Below are 20,795 nucleotides of genomic sequence, written 5' to 3'. Positions count from 1 at the left end.
TCGCTGACCGCGCAGTCAACAGATGAAGCCTTTCAAGGAGTTCTCAATGAGTGAAATCTATCTGGGTGTGAACATCGACCATATCGCCACCCTGCGCAACGCCCGTGGCACCCAGTATCCGGATCCGGTACAGGCCGCCTTCGTGGCCGAGCAGGCCGGGGCCGATGGAATTACCGTGCATCTGCGTGAAGATCGTCGCCATATCACCGACCGCGATGTGGAGATTCTGCGCCAAACTATCCAGACCAGAATGAACCTGGAGATGGCGGTGACCGAAGAGATGATCGGCATCGCCTGCCGCATCAAACCCCACTTCGTCTGTCTGGTGCCGGAAAAGCGCACCGAGGTGACCACAGAGGGCGGTCTGGATGTGGCCGGTCAGCTGGACAAGGTGACTGACGCCGTTGCCCGCCTCTCCGCGGTGGGGGCGCAGGTTTCGCTCTTTATCGATGCCGATCCCATCCAGATTGATGCGGCTGCCGAGAGTGGCGCCCCCTTTATAGAGATCCATACCGGTCGTTACGCCGATGCAACTACCGATGCCGAGCGCAACGCCGAGTTCAAGCGCATTGCCGCCGGTGCCTCCTATGCCGCTGGCAAGGGGCTCAAGGTCAATGCCGGCCACGGCCTGCACTACCACAACGTCAAGGCTATCGCTGCTATCCCCGAGCTCTATGAGCTCAACATCGGCCACGCCATCATCGGCCGTGCCGCCTTCGACGGCTTGGCCAAGGCCGTGAGCGATATGCGCCTGCTGATGCAGGAAGCCCGTCAGGGGATCTGATGGTTCGGGCACTGGCAACGCACAGTGGCCATATGAAACAAAAGGGACGCCATAGCGTCCCTTTTGTTGTTTCTGCCGATGGGAATATCGACAGCCGTCAGGCCTGCTGCTGTGCCCATTTTCCCAGACGCTGCAGCGCCTCGCCGAGCAGTTGGCGGGAGGTGCCTATGTTGATCCGCACATATTCTTCGCCATCGCTGACGTAGTGGGAGCCATCTTCGATGATGACCCCCGCTTCGACTGCCCACCTGTGGGTCACCTCGCTCGCGCTCATTCCGCTCCCTTTGGTATTGACCCAGACCAGATAGGAGGCATCCATCGGCATGACTTGGAAATCGGGCAGGTTCTCCCTGAAGTAGCGCGCCAGCAGGGTGTAGTTCTCTCTCAGATAGAGATTCAATTCGGCCAGCCACTCATCGCACTCGTTATAGGCGGTGATAATGCCCCAGAGCCCGAACACATTGGGAGAAGTGATGGAGTTCTGCTCAAGGCGCGCTCTGAACCGGCTTCTGACCTGCGGATTTGGAATGATGCTGTAGGAGGTTTTCAATCCACCCAGATTGAATGCCTTGTTGGGAGAACTCATCAGCATCATGTTGTTGCGGTAACGCTCCTCCAGCGCCAGAAAGGAGACGAAATCGCCATGGATGATGTGCTCGGCATGCACTTCATCGACCATCATCAACACCTGATGGCGCAGGCAGATGTCGGCAACGGCTGTCAGTTCGGCCTGACTCCAGATCCTACCCGACGGGTTGTGGGGCGAGCAGAGGAAGTAGATTTTGGGCTTGTGGCCAATGATTTGCTCCTCCAGCTTCGCCAGATCGATCCGGTATCGCCCCTTGCTCAGGGCTAACGGGTTGGCGACAACCTTGACCCCCTGCCTTTCGGCCGCCTTGGCAAAGGGATCATAGACAGGGGTGTTCATGATGATGCTGTCACCCGGCTGGCAGAATGCCTGCACCGTGTAGTGCAGGGTAGAGACGGTGCCATAGGAGAGGGTGATCCACTCCCGCTCCACTGCGACCTTGTGGTGGCGGGCCTGGAAGTTGATGACCGCCTCGTAGAAATCATCGATGCAGTGGGTGTAGCTGAAGGTGCCCCAGCTGATGATTTCGCTGAACTTGCGAGCTACAGCCGGCGGTGATTTGAAATCCATATCGGCAATCCACATGGGAATGCTGTCGGCAGGAACAGGGCCAAAGCGGCTCTCGATCACTTTCATATCCCACTTGCGACATTTGTCGCTGATGCGATCTGCCAACTCGTCGAAACGGGAGGGCTGCAAGTCGGCAGAAGGGGTTGGGAGGCGCAGGGCCTCCCGATCTTTACAGGAGAGCATCGAGATTATCCTTCACGGTTTGAACCTGAGCGCCAATGATGACCTGCACGCTGTGCTCGTCGATCTTGACGACGGAGAGAGCGCCAGCCTGTTTCAGGATCTTCTCCTGCAGCTTGCCCATGTCGTGTACCACCAGTCTTAGCCGTGTGACGCAGTTGTCCAGGCTGATGATATTCTCCTTGCCACCGAGGGCACTCAGGATCACGGCCGGGTCGTGTTTCGCAATCTGGATATCATCGACCTCATCCCTGCCGGGGGTCTTGATGTCATATTTCTTGATGTACCAGTAGAAGACGGTGAAATAGATGGCAGACCAGACAAGGCCAATGGGAATAATCAGATACCACTTGGTTTGCCAGCCCTGCATGATGCCGAAAATAAGCAGGTCGAGTGCACTGCCATCGGTATTGCCGATGGTGACGCCACACATGGCCACCACAAAGAGCGCGGCGCCGGTCATAAAGACATGGAACAGATAGAGTACCGGTGCGACAAACAGAAACAGGAATTCGATGGGCTCGGAAATACCGGTCACGATAGAGACCAGTACCCCGGAGATAATCAGGCTCTTGATTCTGGTTCGATTGCCGGGCGTGGCTGCCATATACATGGCTAACGCCGCGGCAGGCAGACCGAATATAAAGGTCGGCATAAACCCTTGCGACAGGAAGGCGGTTGCTGCCGGGCTGATGGGTTCACCCGCTTTCAACTGGGCGAAGAAGATATTGAGCGCGCCGGAAATGGTTTCGCCATTGACCAGCTCGGTACCGCCTGCCGGGGTAAAGCGCACCATGGCCAGCATGATGTGGTGCAGACCGAGCGGTTTGAGCAGGTTGATGGCCACCCCGTAGAGGAAGGCACCAAAAGAGCCGGCAGAGATGATCATGTTACCGACCGCAGTAATACCGAGCGCCACATAGTGCCAGAAGAGCGGCATGGCGAGACCTATCAGCGACATGACCAGCACGGTGATGATGGGCACGGAGCGCAGGCCGCTGAAGAACGAGAAGGCGTCGTGCAGTTTGAGGTTATAGAAACGGCGATGGATGAAGTAGGTCACGATCCCCGACACTATGCCACCCAGCACCCCCATGGAGAGGGTCTGAACCCCCATCACCATGGCTTGCCCCGCCAGTTTGATATTTTCCGGCAAAGCCAGTTGACTGGTACTGGCGAGATAGAAGTTGATCCCGATATTCATCGCCATATAGCCGACGAAACCGGAATAGGCCGCGACACCCTTGTTCTTTTCGGTCAATCCCATCGGAATGCCGATGGCAAACATGATGGGCAGATAGGTAAAGCCGAAGCTGCCAACGGTTGCCACCAGATTGAAGACGAGCTGGGTATATTCCCCACCAAGAAAAGGAAAATTATCTATGGTGGAGGGGCTGGTGATGGATGATCCCACCCCCAGCAGTAATCCCATGAATGCCATCAGAGAGACGGGAAACATAAATGTTTTCCCCAAACTCTGGGCAAATTCCCATACCTTATTTCGCAAGGATGTTTGAACCATAACTCCTATCTCCCAGATCTGCTGCCATGTTATAATTTAGCGTTAATTTTTAATACTCGACAAAAAAGTTAATGTTAAAAAAGAAAATTACAAAACAATAAGGCATATTTGCAATGTCAATTTACTAATGCTTGTATGGTTTTTTTAAACGCACTAAAATCACAGAATCCATTCCTATTCACTGGGCAACCTTTCATTTCTAAAACAACTCTTTTTGGCGGATTACCTCTATTCAATACACTCATGCCTCGTATTTGCTCTGTTGTTTGGTAAAAATATTCAACCTTCATTAATTCTTTTTTTGTTTCATTGTCAACCCAACGTTGAAATACTACTTTACCTCCGATAGGCGTTTTTTCATATTGTTCAGGGAGGTTGTATTCTTTTATGTCAAGTGCAGCCAGCAATGAGGCTATATTTGAATCATGACCGACTAATAAATTAAATTTAGCACTATTTTTGTTGTCCATAATTCCATTGATGTATCTGACTAATGGCTTGGATATGTGTTTGGCAACTGTTGGCGCTGAAAATAAAACATCCGTATACCAATCTTTAATTTCAACTAAACTTTTCCAATCAGTACCATTTTTTATTTTTCCCCAACCAACTTGATTCATGGGGAAGCCTTCGTAGAGTTGCAATATTATGGCATCAGAAATAATTGTACCAGTTCGTAGTGGGCCGCTAACTCCCGGCTCTTGATCTATTTTAACACTGAGTTCAGTTGGGGATTTTGCCAAATCACAGTTTAGCTCTCCCTTACAATCATATGAATTTTTATAATCAACTATTTTTTCTGCTAGTTTGTAAGATGGTCTTAAGTCATGATTCAGACCCGTTATACCATCTTTACCAGCCCGAGCATTTATCGCGACCAATGCCTGTTTTTTAAATTTCTCAGAGCCATCTTTAATGATTGGATTAAAAATAGGATCCATGCTGTTAAATTTTTTCTGATGATTAACAGTGAGATCACATCCTGGGTACGCACCTATGGCAAAATGCTGCCCTGTGGCAATCGTACGTTGCATACTGTTCGTGTATATATATACATCTTTATCACTGGGGCAAATATTTTTTTTAACTAGATTGGTTTCGTCAAGCCAGTCAGCAAAGTATTTTCCAAAATAAGATTCTAAAACACCACCTCGAGTAGTCAGGTAACTCCCAGGGGTATCCCATGATGGCCAATCATGAGGTGTTACTCTCGCTAATGCACTATCTCCAGTCGCTAACGGAGCTCTTAATCCATGACGACTAACGACTACAACCTGCTCTAAGCTATAATTATCAACTGCAAAAACAGGGGTAGAAAATGGGGTGATCATCGACAAGCAGAAAACCACATTACGGAAGTTACTTTTTTTCATCACGTTGTAATCCCTGAACTCAGTATTAAAATATTATATAATATGTATGATGATGCCAAAATAAGTATTCTTGTGAATTGTTGGTCATATCTCTCAAAAAAAGCACAAAAACACTCAAAATTAAACCTTAGTTATCCATATTTTGATTGTTTTCATGCTTGTTTAATTTGTTATTTTAATAAGTGTTAAATCCGCCCTTCGCTCATACACATACGAATTTTCGCCTCGACTACTTCCTCCATGGCGGCCATGGCGGGCACCAGATACTGGCGCGGGTCGCTGGCATCCGGATGAGAGCCAAGGAAGGCTTTCATCGCATCGGCGAAGGCTATCTTCAGTTCGGTCGCAACGTTAACCTTGCAGATCCCGAGTTCGATGCAGCTGCGCACATCGGCTTCCGGCACACCGGAGGCACCGTGCAGCACCAGCGGAATATCCACCTGTTCGCGAATAGCGGCGAGGCGTGCAAAGTCCAGACGGGGCTCCTCCTTGTAGAGGCCGTGGGCGGTGCCGATGGCCACCGCCAGCGAGTCGATACCGGTGCGGCGGACAAACTCGGCCGCCTTGAGCGGATCGGTAAATTTGGCATGAGCGGCATCGACGATGAGGTCATCCTCCTGACCGCCCAGCTGGCCCAGCTCCGCTTCGACGCTGGCGCCCATGCGGTGGCAGAAGGTCACCACGCTGCGCACCTTCTCGATGTTCTCTTCAAACGGAAAGTGCGAGGCATCGATCATGGCGGAGCGAATCCCCGCTTCGACCTTGTAGTGGATATCCTGCTCGTCTTCGTGGTGATCCAGATGCAGCACCAGCGGGATGCGATATTCATGGGCGGCAGCCTGACAGATGGAGACCAGATACTCGACCCCGGCATGGCGATAGGTACCCGGGGTGCCAGCCAGGATCACCGGAGAGCGCATGCGAGCGGCAGTGCGGGCTACCACCTGCACGGTTTCCAGGTTGTGGATGTTGAAAGCCGGTACGGCGTAGCCGCGGCGCTGGGCATCTTTGAGCATTTCATGGGAAGAGATCAGATACATAGTGACTCCTGAACGTCCTGATTGACGCGAGATCCTGAGAAAAGGGAGGAGAGGTCGGTCGGATTTATCTCCCGGCCAGCCACCCAGATGTGTTGTTGATTGAGTTCAGTGGTGAGGGCGAGCAGGTTGGCCTGCTTGCCAACTGCCAGTGAACCGAGGCGATCGGCAATGCCGAGCATCTTTGCTGGTGCCAGCGAGGCCATTGCGATGGCTTCATCGAGCGGTACGTTCGCCAGCTGCACCATGTTGCGTACGGCGCCAAGCAGGGTGAGGGTGCTGCCCGCCAGACCGCCGGTGTCGGTGCGTACCACACCGTTTTTCATCTCGACCCGATAGTTGCCAAGCAGATAGTGACCGTCGGGCATACCGGCGGCGCGCATCGCATCGGTAACCAGCAGCAGGCGCTGGCCAGCGCAGCAGTGACAGAGCTTGAGCACGCTCGGGTGGAGATGATGGCCATCGGCGATCAGCTCCAGCCAGGCAGCAGGATGGACAAGGCCCGCACCGACCATGCCGGGTTCGCGGTGGTGCAGGCCGCGCATGCCGTTGAAGCAGTGCACCAGCCCGGAGGCACCCGCCGCCAGTGCCGCCATGGTGGTGTCGTGATCCGCTGCCGAGTGGCCCAGCATCACACGCACACCGTTTGCGGCAAGATGGTGAATGGCAGTGATGGCGTTGGGCTTTTCCGGTGCCAGCGCGACCACCTTCAGGCTGCCTCGCGCCAGCTGTTGCAGGTGGTTCAGCTCGGCAATATCCAGCTCCCGAAACAGCGTCTGATCGTGGGCGCCCTTGTTGTCCGGAGTGAAGTAGGGTCCTTCCAGATAGCAGCCGAGCAGCTCGGCGCCCGGCATGCCGCGGGCAACGCCATCGGCAATGCGGGCAAGTGCTTGCTCTATCTCGGGGAGTGGGGCGGTGACCGTGGTGGCAAGAAAAGCACCGACCCCTTCTGTAGCCTTGGCCATCGACAAAGTAGCCAAGGCATTGCTATCGCTATCCATGACATCGACGCCAGCGCCGCCGTGGACATGACCGTCGATCAGCGCCGGCACCAGCAGCTCGACATCCCGTGCCGGATCGCCATCCGTGATAGGAGCGATGGCGGTGATGACGCCCCCTTCATGGGTGAGCTCCTGATGTTCCAGCCAACCCTGTTCGGTCAGCAGGCGACGGGCACGGATCCGTGAGACCATCAGATGCCCTCCTCAACGAGAGCGGCATCTGCCTGACGCTCTTTGCTCATCTCATCCGCTAGCGAGGTGAGACCCCGGTGGCCGCAATCAAGGGCCTGCCGGCGGAATTCACGGGCGCTGAGGCCATCGCGCTCCAGCACCATCTCCAGCAGCAGCTGCAGGTTGGTACCGGTAATGACCTCCCGCTCTGGCTGGTGCAGTGAGAGGGTTGAGGCGACCCGAAACGGGGTGCCACCGAGCAGGTCCGTCAGGAAGACCACTCCATCCCCCTTGTCGACCTCTGCCAGCGCCGCTTCGCACTGCGCCTGCAGCAGGGCAGTGGTGGAGCTCTCGGGAAAGTCGATGGCGATAACCGCTTCCTGTTCGCCGAGGATCTGCAGCATGGCGCGCTCCAGACCGCTTGCGAAACCGCCGTGACCACAAATGATGATGCCCAACATAGTCTGTTCCTTTACTGCAAAGGGGGCCGGCTGGCTACCGGCTCCGGATTAGAGGAAACCGGCGAACTTGCCGACGATACCGAGTACCACCGTGATGACGATGAGGCGCAGCGGGCTCCAGCCTTTGCGGATCAGGGCGTACATCGCCAGGGTGTAGAGCAGCGGCAGGAAGGCGGGCATCAGCTTGTCGAGCACATCCGCCTGCAGTTTGACGACTGCATCACCGGCAGTGATCTCCAGCGTGGTGCCAAGACGCACATAGGTGGCGACCAGCGCGCCGATCACCGTCATACCGACGATGGAGGCGGCATGGCCCACCTTGCGGGTATTGGCCTTGATGACCGGAATGGCCGCTACCCCCATGCGGTAGGCGTAGTGCGCCAGACCAAAACGCAGGCCGAAGTGGACCACGTTGAACAGCAGGAAGAAGACCACGGCACCCATGATGGAGCCTTGCAGCGCCAGATCTGCCCCTATGCCGCCACAGATGGGGAGCAGGGTGAGCCAGAACATGGCATCGCCAATCCCGCCGAGCGGTGCGCCTACGGCAATCTTGGTGCTCTGGATGCTGTTGACGTTCTGCTTGGAACGCTCCATCGCCAGCACGATCCCCATCACGAAGGTGACCAGGAAGGGGTGGGTGTTGAAGAAGCCCATGTGCCCCTTCATCGCCCGTGAGAGATCCCGCGGATTGGTGTGGATCTTCTGCAGTGCCGGCAGCAATCCATAGAGCCAGCCGGAGGCCTGCATCCGCTCATAGTTGAAGGAGGCCTGCAGCAGCAGGGATCGCCAGGCAAAGCGGTTGATATCCTGCTTGGTCAACTCGGCGCCAAGCTGCTGATCTTCATAGGTGTCGTCGGATTGTGGCCGGGTATTGTGCGGTTCGGCGCTGGAGATGATCCGCGCAGCTGTGTTGTTAGATGCCATCTTCGGTTTCCTCTTGAACAGGACGAGCTTGCGGGGTGGTGGTACGCATGAAGTCGATCAGGGCCATGGCCAGCGCGGCGGCGGCGATGGCCAGTACTGGCAACTGGAGCCAGGCGGCAGCGACGAAACCGAGGATGAAGTAGGGGATGTAGACATTCTTCATCATGATCTTGAGCAGCACGGCAAAACCGATGGCGGGCATGATGCCGCCAGCAACGCCGAGGCCGTCGATGAGGCGGGCGGGCAGCACGTCGATGGCCGCCTTGGCATGTTCGGCCCCGAAGTAGGTGGGCAGGAAGGCACAGAGGAAGTAGAAAGTGCCCAGCGCCAGCAGTGCCAGGTAGTTGACCCGCTCGATACCGCGCACGTCAGCCGCTTCGGCCATGCGATCGCAGCGGGACATCACCCCCGACATCACCGAGAAGAGGAAGGTGATCCCCATCTGCACGGCAACGGCGAAGGGAACGGCAACCCCGACCGCCACATCCGGTTTGACCCCGGTGGTGATGGCGAAGGTGGCGCCGACTATGGTGCCGATAATGACGTTGGGCGGTTGCGCCCCCGCTAGCGGGGCCAACCCCATCCAGACCAGCTCCAGAGTACCGCCCACCAGAATACCGGTGGGCAGGTCGCCGAGGATGAGGCCAACCAGCGGCCCCAGTACGACGGGCCGGTGGAAGTGGGTCAGACCATTGAACAGGTCTAGTCCGGCAAAAAATGCCAAAACCCCCAGTAGAAGTCCTTGTAATAAACTGATTTCCATCACAATTGTCCTTAATCAGAGCAAATTGAATATGTCCTGTGCCGGTTCGGTCGGCACGCCCTGGACATAGCACTCGACACGGGCGTCCCGCAGGGCGCGAAATGCGGTGATGTCCTGTTCGTCCACGGAGACGGTCTTGTGGATTTGACGCTTGCCGTCGGCGTAGTGCATGTTGCCGACGTTGATCCGGGAGATGGGGACACCTCCCTGAACCAGGGTGTTGAAATCGGTCGGGTTTTTGCAGACCAGCAGGATCTTCTGGCGATCCGCCGCCTTGTGGATGTTGTCGATCACCTTCTGGAGCGGCCAGAACCGCACCGCAATACCTTCGGCCAGCACCATCTCCATCAGGTTCTGCTGGATGGGGTCCTCTGCCACTTCGTCGTTGGCGACCAGCACCAGATTGGCACCGGCAAAGCCGACCCACTGGACACCGACCTGACCGTGGATCAGGCGCTCATCGATCCGGCTCAATACGATATTGGGCATCACAGCACTCCTTCTTGGTGGAACGGGTAGATATTGACCCCCTGTACGACCCGGTTGACTTGGCCAGTCGGGCAGGGATTGTCCGGGCTGATCCCCAGTCCCAGCGAGGTATGAAAGGCGTAGTACTGGGCATAGAGCAGGTAGCAGAAGGCGAGCTGGGCATCGTCGCCATGCAGGGTGGCGGGCAAATAGATGTGTTCCCCCTCCTCGATGACGGGATGGGGCTGGTCGGCGATGGCGACCACCCGGGCGGCCTTGCCATCGCTTCGCAGCTCGCGTAGCAGATCCAGATCGTATTGCCGAGTGTAAGGGTCGTTGGAGATGAGCAGCACGATGAGCGTCTGCTCGTTGACGACCGATTTCGGGCCGTGGCGAAAACCGGTGGGGGAGTCGAACATGGCGACCAGACGGCCGGCAGTCAGCTCCAGCAACTTGAGTGCCGCCTCCTGCGCCACCCCTTGCAGACTGCCGCTGCCAAGATAGATGACCCGCTCGGGCAACGTCTCGTTCCAGGCCGGTACGCGCTGCACAACCTGTTCCAGAATGGCGTCGCTGGTGGCGACCAGCTGCTCGCAGCGCTGACTGTTGAACCGCTCTGGCAGGAAGAGAGCCAGACAGCTCAGCATCATGCTAGTCAGGCTGCTGGTCATGGCGAAGCTGCGATCATTGGTCTGGGGCGGCATCAGCAGGGCCAGAGAGTGGGCATCTTGCTGGCAGCGGCGATAGAGCGCTCCTTCACCGTTGCAGGTCAGCACCAGATGGTGGCAGTGGCTGAGCAGCTGGCTGGCCAGTTCGACCGCCGCCACGCTCTCGGGGCTATTGCCGGAGCGGGCAAAGGAGATAAGCAGGGTCGGGCAATCTTCGGCCAGATACTCGGCCGGATCGGTGACGATATCCGTGGTGGCGATCGCCTCGAGTCGGGCATGCAGGTGGGCCGAGAGATAGGGGGCGAGCGCCCGACCGGCAAAGGCGGAGGTGCCAGCCCCGGTCAGGATGATGCGCAGCTCTTGCCGGGCCAGCAGTGGGGTCAGAAAACGGGTTAGTGCAGGACGGCACTCCTCGACCATGGCGAGTGTCTCGCGCCAGGTGGCGGGTTGCTGGCGAATTTCACGGGCAGTCGCCAGGCCATTGGCACTGCGCAACATCTCTTCTGGATAACCAAGGATCATGTCTGCAACTCCTTATACAACAGGGTCGAGCTGGGAATGGCGGCGAGAGGCCGCAGTGCAGGCGCTGGCGTAGTGCCGCAGCACCTCCTGCACCTGATCGAGAATGAGGTCATGGGGATTGGCCGAGAGCGTGCCCTGACGCACCTTGCGATACTGCAGGGGCAGATGCTGGCTCAGCAGGGGGAGCGGGATGGGCTCCGCTGCCAGATTGGCCAGCAATCTGGCGTAGCACTCATCGACCCGTCTATCGGGCCAGTAGTAGCGAATGCGATCCGAATAGCTGTAGCCACGGGCCAGCCGGCACTCGTTGGCACTGCCCTGATAGTGGCTGCGCCAGAAGTCGGGGCGCTCCAGCATGGTCTCTTCCATCACCTTGCGCAGACCTGAACAGGCCTTGGCAACCACCAGTTCCTCCTCGATGGCGGCAAGGGCAAACAGCGCTTCGCGCAGGGCGAAGGTGAGGGCTGGGCCGACTTTGAGAATGGCAAAGTGGTCGCGTACCAGCTGGCGGTAAGCCTCGGGAGTCTGGTAATCGGTGGAGTGGGCCTCGAACACCATGTGGGGATAGGCTTCGATCATCCGGCTAAGGGGAGCCGCTTTTTCGGGCCGGTAATCGATGACGCGGGTATGGTCAAACTCGACGCCGGGTTGCACCACCAGACCGATCACCCTCGGCCAGATATGGGCCAGCCCCGCCTTGTTGAAGGCCTGTTGATGGGCCTCGAGGGTGTGGCGCGCCGCCTCCGGCGTGGTGACCGCCAGCTCGGCAAGATCTTCATGGGCACCGCCCGGCACCGGCACCTCGGTGCCAATCACATAGACCAGATCGCTCTCGCCAAAAGTGGCCAGACAGGTTTGCTCGGCGATCTGCGCCAGTCGTGCCGCCCTTTCAGCGACCAGCTCATCGGTCAGGGGAACGGGATCGCCCTGACAGGACATGCTGCAGTCGAGGTGGATCTTCTTGAACCCGGCAACGACATAGCTGGCGATGAGATCTTCGGCATGTGCCATGGCCTGCTCGGCCGGTTCCCCCTGCCAGCGGTTGGGGCCCAGATGGTCGCCCCCCAGAATGAGGCGCTGCGCCGGAAAGTGACATTGTGCCGCCAGCTCGTAGAGGCGATCGCGAAAGTCGGCGGGGGTCATGCCGGTATAGCCGCCAAACTGATCCACCTGATTGGAGGTGGCCTCGACCAGCAGCAGCTCATCCCCTTCGGCGGCTAGCCGCAGCGCGGCTTCCAGCACCAGCGGGTGAGCGGAGCAGACGGCGTAGATCCCGGTCTGTTCTCCCTGTTTGTGTCTTTCGACCAGTGCCAGCATGGATTTCATTTTGATGTTCCTTGGTTGCTGCGGATGGAAAGGTTCTTTCGATTTCTTTTCTTTACGGTAGTAGGGAGGGAAAGAAAACGAAACAAAAGAGTCGTTAGATCTTGAAATGGATCACAAAAAGAAAGGTATCGAAAGGTTGTGAATGATGGGTAAAGATGGGGAGAGTGGTAGTAAAGCGTAATGAAGGCTTGATTTGGCACCTTCGCTGAGCGTTAATATGCAAACGTAACGAAGTGAAAGCGATCTTTCACTACAGCATTTCGGCAGAAGAACTATGCAAACAAGCGAAAAAGGTGCGCTCGGAACCAGCGAGCGGCGGGAGCGGATTATTCAGCAGCTGCGCAGCAATGGCAGCGTTCAGGTCAACGAGCTGGCGACTCACTATCAGGTCTCTACCGTGACCATCCGCAACGATCTGGCCTTTCTGGAGAAGCAGGGGGTGGCCGTGCGCGCCTACGGCGGCGCCCTACTGTGCGAGCCTGGCCAGACGGTGCCGGAGCGCACCATTGCTGACAAGAGCGTGCTCAATACCCCGGTGAAACAGCGGATAGGCGCGCTGGCGGCGACCCTGGTGCCCTCCGGTTGTCGCCTTATCCTCGATTCGGGGACGACAACACTGGAGGTGGCGCGACATCTGAAGGGACATCAGGAGATCCTGGTGATGACCAACGGCATGAATGTGGCGAATGAACTGCTCGAAGCAGAAGGGGTGGAGCTGCTGATGACGGGCGGACATCTGCGCCGCAAGTCGCTCTCCTTCTACGGTGCGCAAGCGGAGCAGTCCCTGCAAAACTACCACTTTGACATGCTGTTTCTCGGGGTGGATGGAATCGATCTGGAGCGCGGCGTCAGCACCCATCATGAGGACGAGGCGCGCCTTAACCGCTGCATGTGTCAGGTGGCCGAGCGGATTGTGGTGGTCACCGACTCCACCAAGTTTGGCCGGCGCAGTCTGCACAAGATCATCGATACCCTGCGTATTCACACCCTGATCACCGACGATGCCGTGCCTGCCGATATCCTTTCCGGCCTGCGCAATGCCGGTATCGAAGTGCTGTTGGTACCAGCCGATGGCAGCAAGGGGCAGGAGAAGCAGGGGCAATATAATCCAGTACAATCAGCTATAAGCGGTTGATGACAAACGCGATAGACTGGGTTTCTTACTCACTGATCGAGCCTGTTATGTACCACCCCGATATCACCGAACTTGAACCTGTCGCCCGCGCGGCGGGAGCGGCCATCATGGCCATCTACAGCCAGCCCTTCGCGGTGGAGTACAAGAGCGACGAGAGTCCGCTGACCGCGGCCGACAAGGGGGCTCATGAGGTGATCGTTCAGGGGTTGGCACGGCTGACTCCGGATATTCCCGTATTGTCCGAGGAGTCTGGGTCCGAGGTGATGGCGGCGCGCCACGGCTGGTCCCGCTACTGGCTGGTGGATCCCCTCGATGGCACCAAGGAGTTTGTCTCCCGTAACGGCGAGTTCACCGTCAATATCGCGCTGATTGAAGAGGGGGCACCGCGCTGGGGGCTGGTCTATGCCCCAGTGCTGGACAAGCTCTGGTATGGCGGTAATGGCGCGGGTTCCTGGCGCATCGCCGATGGCAAGCGCGAGCCTATCCAGACCCGGCCTCATCGTGAAGGCGAGGCGTGGCGAGTGGTGGGCAGTCGCAACCACTTGTCGCAGGAGACCCTCGATTTCTTGGCTCCTTTTGGCGAGATCGAGCTGGTCTCGATGGGCAGCTCCCTCAAGTTCTGCATCATTGCCGAGGGGGGCGCCGAGCTCTATCCGCGCCTTGCTCCTACTTGCGAGTGGGACACCGGTGCGGCGCAGGCGGTGCTGGAGGGGGCGGGTGGCTGCGTCACCCAGCTCGATGGCTCACCCCTTGCCTACAACAAGCCCGATATCCTCAATCCCTGGTTTGTCGCCAAGGCATAAACGAGATATCGGGATGCAAAAAGGCCGGACTGGAATGAACTTCCAGTCCGGCCTTTTTTATTTCGCTATTCGCTTTGCGGTCAGAAGACCTTTTTGAACGGCTTGATGGTCACTTTGGCATAGACACCGGCGGTCACATAAGGATCGGCATCGGCCCAGGCTTTGGCGTCCGCCTGCGAGGCAAACTCGGCGATGACGGTGCTGCCGGTAAAGCCTGCATCGGCCGGATCCTCGGCATCGATGGCCGGGTTGGGACCGGCGGTCAGCAGCCGACCTTCATCCTGCAGGGCTTGCAGGCGAGCCAGATGGGCAGGGCGAACCTGCTTGCGCAGTGGCAGGCTATCGGGGACATCTTCGGAGTAGATGAGATACCACATGAGAGGATCCTTTTCTGATGAGGGTTACTTTTTGGGTTCGTCTTTTTGCTGGGACAACTGCTCGGCAGGGATGTGGCGGTAGAGGTAGACGCCGCTCAGCAGGGTAAAGACCAGCGTCATCCCCAGCAGGCCGAACACCTTGAAGTTGACCCACATCTCCTGCGGCATGTTGAATGCCACATAGAGGTTGAGCAGGCCACAGACGGTAAAGAAGCCGACCCAGCCGAGATTGACTGTGTCCCAGACCTTATCGGGTGCTTGCAGCTCTTTGGCCAGCATCTGTTTGATAAGGTTCTTGCCAAAGCCGTAACGGCTGATGAGCAGGCCCAGTGCGAACAGCACGTTGATGACAGTCACTTTCCACTTGATGAAGGTGTCATCGTGGAAGAAGACGGTGAGGCCGCCGAAGAAGCCGACTAGCAGGAAGGTAAAGAGCTGCATCTTCTCGACTTTGCGATAGCGGATCCAGCTATAGGCGAGCTGCAGACCGGTGACCACCACCAGTGCGCCGGTAGCCATGTAGATGTCGTAGAACTTGTAGACCGCGAAGAAAACGATAAGTGGAATAAATTCAATAAATTGCTTCATTGTTGGCGCCTAGTCCTCAAAGATGGCCTGCAAATTTCGCCCAGTCTACCTGCACGGTGGACAACGGCAAATGAATAAGACCGCTCATTTTTACGCCGGTTCCGCGCTGTCGCCAAACAGTTGGCGAGCAATGCTGATCCCCAGTCGCTGCTGATCGGCCAGCAGGTCGCGGATATGGCGCTCTTCAATCAGGGGGTTGAGCAGCACGGCCCGCAGCAGGGTGAGGGGTTGGGTACCGTAGCGCACCACGGCGCGCTGGGTACGGGAGACGAAGCTGTGCCCCTCGGCGCGCTGGGCTTTTTGCAGCGCTACGTTGAAGGCGTTGATCTGCGTGTTGGCCGCTTCATCCAGCACCTTGCCCTGCAGATGGGGCGGGATGCAGCGATAGGAGAGCAGGTTCATCACCGGAGCAGACATCAACTCGAAGGCGGGGTCGCTTTCGATGAGATCTGCCATCAATCTGGCTCGGTCGTAGTTGGCTTCGATAAGCTCGGCATAGCCTTGCTGGCCGAAGAGCTGGAAGGCGGCATCCAGATAGAGGGCATTGGCCGGGCGGGTGCCCTCCAAGGTAAAGCGGCCCTGATCGAACGAGGTGGCACGGATGGCGTAGGGCGCCTCTCGCTTGACCGCCATCATCAGGTCGGGCTGGCGGCAGAGCAGCATGCCGGTACCAAGCGGCACCAGCAGTTGCTTGTGGCCATCGAGGGTGACGGTATCGGCTCGCTCGATCCCGGCTAGCAGACCTTGATAGCGGGGGGAGAAGAGGGTCGGGCCGCCCCAGGCAGCATCCACGTGGAAGTGGATCTGCTCGCGCTCGGCGATGGCGGCCAGCTCCGGCAGGGGGTCGATGGAGCCAAAGTCGGTACTGCCCGCCACGCCGACCAGCGCCAGTACCTTCAATTTCTGCTCTTTACACTGGAGCAGCGCCTGCTCCAGTGCAGCCAGACTGAGCCGGTTCTGTTCGTCGGTCTCGAGGCGCCAGACGCTGCGAGCGCCCAGCCCCAGCAGATCCATCCCCTTGTCGAAGGAGTAGTGCATCAGCCGGGAACCAAGAATAACGGCGCCCCGATAGCCCTGCTCATAGAGGGCGAACAGGTTGTCGCCGCAGGCGCGGTTGCGGGCCAACCACAGTGCCGTGACGTTGGCGATGGTGCCGCCGCTGGTCATGACACCGAGAGCGGCATCCTTGGCATGCATCTGCTCGCCGTAGAAGGCATCGTCCCTGCCATAGATGAGGCGGTGCAGCTTGGCCAGCACCTCCCGCTCCAGAAAGCTGAGCAGGCGGGAGGACTCCATCTTCATCGGATTCTGGTTCAGCATTACCAGCAGGCGCGACAGCTCGGCGGTATAGGCCGGCAGTGGCGCCGTCATGTGGCCCATGTAGCGTGGCGAGGTGAGGTGCGAGGCGCCGGGTACCAGAGTAGCCAGCCGCGCCAGATACTCCTCGATAGGTTGGCCGACTGCAGGCATGCGGGATTGATCGAGCTGGTGGGTGAACAGGTCGCGCTGATAGGGGGCCTGACTGTCGTCGGAGTGGTGGAAGCTCTCCAGCAAGGTGTTCATCGCCTCGCCAAAGGCGGGATCCGCTTGTGCAAACAGCTCAGTCAACTTCATCAGGTTCTCCAGACCAGGTCACCGGGGTAGGTGTCTATGCCGCTTGTCTCGGGCATCGGCGGCAGAGCATACACCAAAGGTTGGCAGGTGACAGCCACTCCATTTTTTAAGCGAACACTTGTACTCCGAAATGGCGCTGGGTAGAGTGAGCCACAGTTATTGTGGAGTCGATGTTATGAGTGGTGTGATGGATTACTCCCCCCGGGAGGAGCTGGCAAACCGGCTGAGTCACGGTGCGGGATTGTTGCTGGGGATGGCCGGTCTGGTATTGCTGCTCATCAAGGGATGGGGGCAGGGCACGCAGGCGCTGGTGAGCTACAGCCTTTATGGCGGCAGTCTGGTGCTGCTCTATCTCGCCTCGACCCTCTATCACAGCATGGGGTCAGGGCGGGCCAGACGCTGGTGCAAGGTGTTTGATCACTGCGCCATCTATCTGCTGATTGCCGGCACCTATACCCCCTTCCTGCTGGTGGCGCTCGACACGCCGCTGGCGAAGGGCTTGATGGTGGTGATCTGGGCCCTGGCGCTGGCTGGTGTGGTGTTCAAGCTGGTGTTTATCAACCGCTTCAAGAAGTTGTCGCTCTTTACCTACCTGATGTTGGGCTGGCTGTCGCTGGTGGTCATCTATCAGCTCTATATCCATCTGGCCGGTGAGGGGCTGCTGCTGCTCGGGCTTGGTGGCCTTATCTACAGCCTCGGGGTCATCTTCTATGTGGCCAAGCAGATCCCCTATAACCACGCCATCTGGCATCTCTTTGTGCTGGGTGGCAGCGTCTGTCACTTTATGGCCATTTACGGCTACGTCGCCTAACGTCTTGCAACTAGCCCTTAATTGGTATTTTTGGCGCGTAAAAGGATAAATTCGTGCGGTATCACACAGTTGGCATCAGCGTTTGCTGACAAGCTAGGGCCAGTTCAATTCGCAAAGGATGCACGAAATGAGTGAAATCGCGCTTTCCATCAGCATGTTGTCGCTGGTGGCAGTGCTAGGACTCTGGCTGGGAAACTGGCGAGTCTATGGCGTTGGCTTGGGAATAGGGGGGGTGCTGTTCGGCGGCATCATAGTGGGTCACTTTGCAGGCGCCTCCGATCTCGCGCTGGATGCACAAACGCTTCACTTTATTCAAGAATTTGGCCTGATCCTGTTTGTCTATACCATCGGCATCCAGGTCGGGCCGGGTTTCTTCTCGTCATTGCGCAGTTCGGGTCTCAAACTCAACGCCTTTGCCGCCTTGCTGGTCATCCTTGGCTGCGTGGTGGCCGCTGGCTTGCATCAATTTTTCGATGTGCCGTTGCCGGTCATTCTGGGGGTCTTCTCCGGTGCCGTGACCAATACGCCATCCCTCGGTGCGGGTCAGCAGATCCTGGCGGAGCTGGGAGCTCCTCATGGGTCAACCGGGCTGATGGGGATGGGGTACGCAGTGGCCTATCCATTCGGCATCTGCGGCATTTTGCTCACCATGTGGCTGGTCAGGGTCTTCTTTCGCATCAAGATCGACGATGAAGCCGCCCAGTTCGAGTTGCAGACAGGTAAAACCAAGGAGAGCCTGCAGACCATCAACATCGCGGTACGCAACCCAAACATGCATGGCCTGATGCTGAGCGAGATCCCGAGTCTCGACGAGTCTGATGTCATCTGCTCACGCCTCAAGCGTGGCGACGAGCTGATGGTGCCGCGCCCTGATTCCCGTATCGAGCTGGGCGACCTGCTCCACCTAGTTGGTGAGCGCCATGCCTTGCACAAGGTGTTGCTGGTGTTGGGGGAGGAGGTTGAGACCTCGCTCTCGACCCGTGGCACCGATCTGCGCGTCGAGCGGGTAGTGGTGACCAACGAACAGGTTCTTGGCAAGAAGATCCGCGATCTGGATATCAAACAGCGCTATGACGTGGTGATCTCCCGTCTCAACCGGGCTGGTATCGAACTGGTGCCGACCAGTCAGACCAGCCTGCAGTTTGGCGATATTCTCAACCTGGTGGGGCGCCTCGATGCCATCGAAGCGGTGACCAATGTGGTCGGCAACGTGCAGCAAAAACTGCAACAGGTGCAGATGTTGCCGGTATTTATCGGGATTGGCCTCGGCGTATTGCTCGGTTCCATCCCCTTCTACCTGCCCGGTTTCCCGGCCGCTCTCAAATTGGGTCTGGCGGGTGGGCCGCTGGTGGTGGCGCTGATCCTGTCGCGGATCGGCAGCATCGGCAAGCTCTACTGGTTCATGCCCCCCAGTGCCAACCTGGCGCTGCGGGAGATCGGCATTGTACTTTTTCTGGCGGTGGTCGGATTCAAGTCCGGTGCCGGCTTCGTCGATACCCTGATCAACGGCGATGGTCCAGCCTGGATGCTCTATGGTATGGCGATCACCCTGATCCCGCTGCTGGTGGTCGGTGTGCTGGCGCGCCTCTACGGCAAGATAAACTATCTGACCCTGTGCGGCTTGCTGGCCGGCTCCATGACAGACCCTCCCGCGCTGGCTTTTGCAAACGCCATGCACCCGACCAGTGGCGCCAGTGCGCTCTCATACGCCACTGTCTACCCGCTGGTGATGTTCCTGCGGATCATCTCGCCACAGCTGCTGGCTATCATCCTCTGGGCGGGGGCCTAGGGATAATCCTGACGGGAGCATGCTTTGTCATGCTCCCGTCATCATTCTGTAATTTATTGATAATTTTGGTTTTTGCTATTCTCGCAACCTCGCTTTATACACTTCTGTCTAGCTGAACAGTTCAGCCTCAAATCGGTCTATCCTTTCGAATTTTCGAGCTGGTTATTTTTCCCCTCAGTCTGCAAAGTAGGCTGTGGCTTATTGCATGCAAATCAGGATTCAGGAGAGAACATGATTACCAATGCCGTTACCTTGGAACAGGGCGTAACCGTAACCCAACTCAAAGGACAAATTTATCTGGTGGCCGCAGATGGCAGCCGGAAGCTGTTGGCTGAAGGTGATGTGCTGCCGAAAGGGGCGGTGATCATGTCGCCGGATGGCGCCAGTTTCATGGGCGGCGGACAGTCGTTCAATGTGCAACCAGCCAGCGAGCAGAGTGAGCCTACCGAAGAGGGGGATGCTCCCCAGCTGGCACAAAACGGTGCTGCAGGCACTCCTGATGATATCAATGCCCTGCAACAGGCGATCCTGGGTGGCGCTGACCCGACCCAGGCCTTTGAAGCCTCTGCGGCAGGCGGAGCACCTGCCGCCGGTGGTGGCGGTATTGGGGGCGTCGCCGGTGCCAGTGGCAACGGCGGTTTTGTCACCATCGACCGTACCGGTTCCGCAACCATTGCCGAAGCCACCTTCGATACCACCTACAACACCAATGGTGAACTACCGCTTGGTGCTGCTGGCGAAGATGAGGTATTTGACCTGACTCCGCCCACCATTTCCGTCGTTGCGCCAGATAACACCAATGACACTACTCCGACCCTGACCGGGACCACGGATGCTCCTGCTGGCAGCACCGTCACCCTGCTGGTCACCGATGCAAACGGTAATCAACAAACCCTGACCGCGATTGTCACACCCAGCGGTACCTTCACCGTGGATGTGGTGACCCCATTGGCCGAAGGCTCTTATACAGTCACCGCCACAGTGACCGATCCTGCGGGGAATACAGGTAGTGCGACTGATTCAGGGAGTGTGGACACCAAGATTGACCAAGATGACGACGGCGTGACTGTCACCATCGACAGCATGACTGACGACACTGGCAGCTCGGCAACCGACTTCATCAGTAATGACACCAACCCGGTCATCAACGGCAGCTTTGATGCCACCGACGGCACCGTCACCGTGGTGGTCACTGACAGCAACGGCAACTCCGTTGCTGGTACCGTCACCGTCACTGGCAACGGCTGGGCATTTACCCCTGCCGCCACCCTGGTCGACGGCAGCTACACCGTTGTGGCCACCATCACCGATGTGGC

General features: G+C 57.6%; 20 protein-coding genes. 6 read left to right on the top strand and 14 right to left on the bottom strand.

Features of this window, described 5'->3' with window-relative positions:
- Positions 1-46 precede the first annotated feature (46 nt).
- Positions 47-784 carry a pyridoxine 5'-phosphate synthase gene (gene pdxJ / locus AB5Y84_RS01505; RefSeq protein WP_005335389.1) on the top strand — a complete coding sequence of 246 codons (738 nt, stop codon included), beginning with the start codon at positions 47-49 and terminating at the stop codon, positions 782-784.
- Positions 785-881: 97 nt separating this feature from the next.
- Here pdxJ and AB5Y84_RS01500 read toward each other — a convergent pair whose 3' ends face one another.
- From AB5Y84_RS01500 to kbaZ, 11 genes are all read right to left on the bottom strand, one after another.
- A complete protein-coding gene (locus tag AB5Y84_RS01500; RefSeq protein WP_257725509.1) occupies positions 882-2,126 on the bottom strand; it encodes a MalY/PatB family protein in 1,245 nt (414 codons plus the stop codon).
- On the bottom strand, positions 2,113-3,582 hold the full coding sequence (gene malX, locus AB5Y84_RS01495) for a maltose/glucose-specific PTS transporter subunit IIBC (protein ID WP_257725508.1): 1,470 nt from the start codon (positions 3,580-3,582) through the stop codon (positions 2,113-2,115). Before malX ends, AB5Y84_RS01500 begins: the two co-directional genes overlap by 14 nt.
- A gap of 179 nt (positions 3,583-3,761) precedes the next feature.
- Positions 3,762-5,018 (bottom strand): bifunctional glucose-1-phosphatase/inositol phosphatase, encoded by a 1,257-nt coding sequence (gene agp / locus AB5Y84_RS01490; protein ID WP_005335382.1) that lies wholly within the window; start codon positions 5,016-5,018, stop codon positions 3,762-3,764.
- Positions 5,019-5,203: 185 nt separating this feature from the next.
- Positions 5,204-6,058: a tagatose bisphosphate family class II aldolase gene (locus tag AB5Y84_RS01485; RefSeq protein ID WP_005335373.1), complete on the bottom strand. Its 855-nt coding sequence runs from the start codon at positions 6,056-6,058 to the stop codon at positions 5,204-5,206.
- The gene (gene nagA, locus AB5Y84_RS01480) at positions 6,049-7,248 is read right to left on the bottom strand and encodes an N-acetylglucosamine-6-phosphate deacetylase (protein WP_257725507.1); all 1,200 of its coding nucleotides are present in this window, start codon (positions 7,246-7,248) and stop codon (positions 6,049-6,051) included. Before nagA ends, AB5Y84_RS01485 begins: the two co-directional genes overlap by 10 nt.
- Positions 7,248-7,688 carry a PTS galactosamine/N-acetylgalactosamine transporter subunit IIA gene (gene agaF / locus AB5Y84_RS01475; protein WP_257725506.1) on the bottom strand — a complete coding sequence of 147 codons (441 nt, stop codon included), beginning with the start codon at positions 7,686-7,688 and terminating at the stop codon, positions 7,248-7,250. Before agaF ends, nagA begins: the two co-directional genes overlap by 1 nt.
- Before the next feature lie 48 nt (positions 7,689-7,736).
- The gene (gene agaE / locus AB5Y84_RS01470) at positions 7,737-8,615 is read right to left on the bottom strand and encodes a PTS N-acetylgalactosamine transporter subunit IID (protein ID WP_005354370.1); all 879 of its coding nucleotides are present in this window, start codon (positions 8,613-8,615) and stop codon (positions 7,737-7,739) included.
- Complete coding sequence (agaW, locus tag AB5Y84_RS01465) at positions 8,605-9,378, bottom strand: PTS N-acetylgalactosamine transporter subunit IIC (protein WP_005335360.1); 774 nt, start codon at positions 9,376-9,378, stop codon at positions 8,605-8,607. Before agaW ends, agaE begins: the two co-directional genes overlap by 11 nt.
- Positions 9,379-9,393: 15 nt before the next feature.
- Entirely contained in the window at positions 9,394-9,867 is a 474-nt protein-coding gene (gene agaV / locus AB5Y84_RS01460; protein WP_005335358.1) for a PTS N-acetylgalactosamine transporter subunit IIB, read from the bottom strand.
- A complete protein-coding gene (locus AB5Y84_RS01455; RefSeq protein ID WP_257725505.1) occupies positions 9,867-11,036 on the bottom strand; it encodes an SIS domain-containing protein in 1,170 nt (389 codons plus the stop codon). Before AB5Y84_RS01455 ends, agaV begins: the two co-directional genes overlap by 1 nt.
- A 12-nt stretch (positions 11,037-11,048) precedes the next feature.
- Entirely contained in the window at positions 11,049-12,362 is a 1,314-nt protein-coding gene (gene kbaZ, locus AB5Y84_RS01450) for a tagatose-bisphosphate aldolase subunit KbaZ (protein WP_368176232.1), read from the bottom strand.
- A gap of 274 nt (positions 12,363-12,636) precedes the next feature.
- Here kbaZ and AB5Y84_RS01445 point away from each other — a divergent pair, with 274 nt between their 5' ends.
- The gene (locus AB5Y84_RS01445) at positions 12,637-13,497 is read left to right on the top strand and encodes a DeoR family transcriptional regulator (protein ID WP_108542420.1); all 861 of its coding nucleotides are present in this window, start codon (positions 12,637-12,639) and stop codon (positions 13,495-13,497) included.
- Between the two features lie 47 nt (positions 13,498-13,544).
- On the top strand, positions 13,545-14,300 hold the full coding sequence (gene cysQ / locus AB5Y84_RS01440) for a 3'(2'),5'-bisphosphate nucleotidase CysQ (protein ID WP_350235819.1): 756 nt from the start codon (positions 13,545-13,547) through the stop codon (positions 14,298-14,300).
- Positions 14,301-14,380: 80 nt separating this feature from the next.
- Here the strand turns inward: cysQ and AB5Y84_RS01435 are convergent, their stop codons facing one another.
- From AB5Y84_RS01435 to AB5Y84_RS01425, 3 genes are all read right to left on the bottom strand, one after another.
- Positions 14,381-14,677: a YciI family protein gene (locus AB5Y84_RS01435; RefSeq protein WP_005335344.1), complete on the bottom strand. Its 297-nt coding sequence runs from the start codon at positions 14,675-14,677 to the stop codon at positions 14,381-14,383.
- Positions 14,678-14,701: 24 nt separating this feature from the next.
- Positions 14,702-15,265, bottom strand: a complete 564-nt coding sequence (locus AB5Y84_RS01430; RefSeq protein WP_021229465.1) for a septation protein A — start codon at positions 15,263-15,265, stop codon at positions 14,702-14,704.
- A gap of 90 nt (positions 15,266-15,355) precedes the next feature.
- A complete protein-coding gene (locus tag AB5Y84_RS01425; protein WP_368176231.1) occupies positions 15,356-16,879 on the bottom strand; it encodes an aminotransferase class V-fold PLP-dependent enzyme in 1,524 nt (507 codons plus the stop codon).
- A 175-nt stretch (positions 16,880-17,054) separates the two neighbouring features.
- Between AB5Y84_RS01425 and AB5Y84_RS01420 the strand changes: the two genes are divergently transcribed.
- The 3 genes from AB5Y84_RS01420 to AB5Y84_RS01410 form a co-directional block, all read left to right on the top strand.
- Positions 17,055-17,690 carry a hemolysin III family protein gene (locus AB5Y84_RS01420; protein ID WP_204384033.1) on the top strand — a complete coding sequence of 212 codons (636 nt, stop codon included), beginning with the start codon at positions 17,055-17,057 and terminating at the stop codon, positions 17,688-17,690.
- 127 nt (positions 17,691-17,817) lie between these two features.
- On the top strand, positions 17,818-19,479 hold the full coding sequence (locus AB5Y84_RS01415; protein ID WP_368176230.1) for a putative transporter: 1,662 nt from the start codon (positions 17,818-17,820) through the stop codon (positions 19,477-19,479).
- 231 nt (positions 19,480-19,710) lie between these two features.
- Positions 19,711-20,795: retention module-containing protein (locus AB5Y84_RS01410; protein WP_368176229.1), on the top strand; the 1,085-nt coding region annotated here is incomplete at its 3' end.

The organism is Aeromonas sp. s11, from assembly GCF_040907945.1.
Classification (GTDB): Bacteria; Pseudomonadota; Gammaproteobacteria; order Enterobacterales; family Aeromonadaceae; genus Aeromonas; species Aeromonas veronii.
Note: the sequence above shows the minus strand (reverse complement) of the source record. Positions and strands in the feature narration are given on the sequence as shown.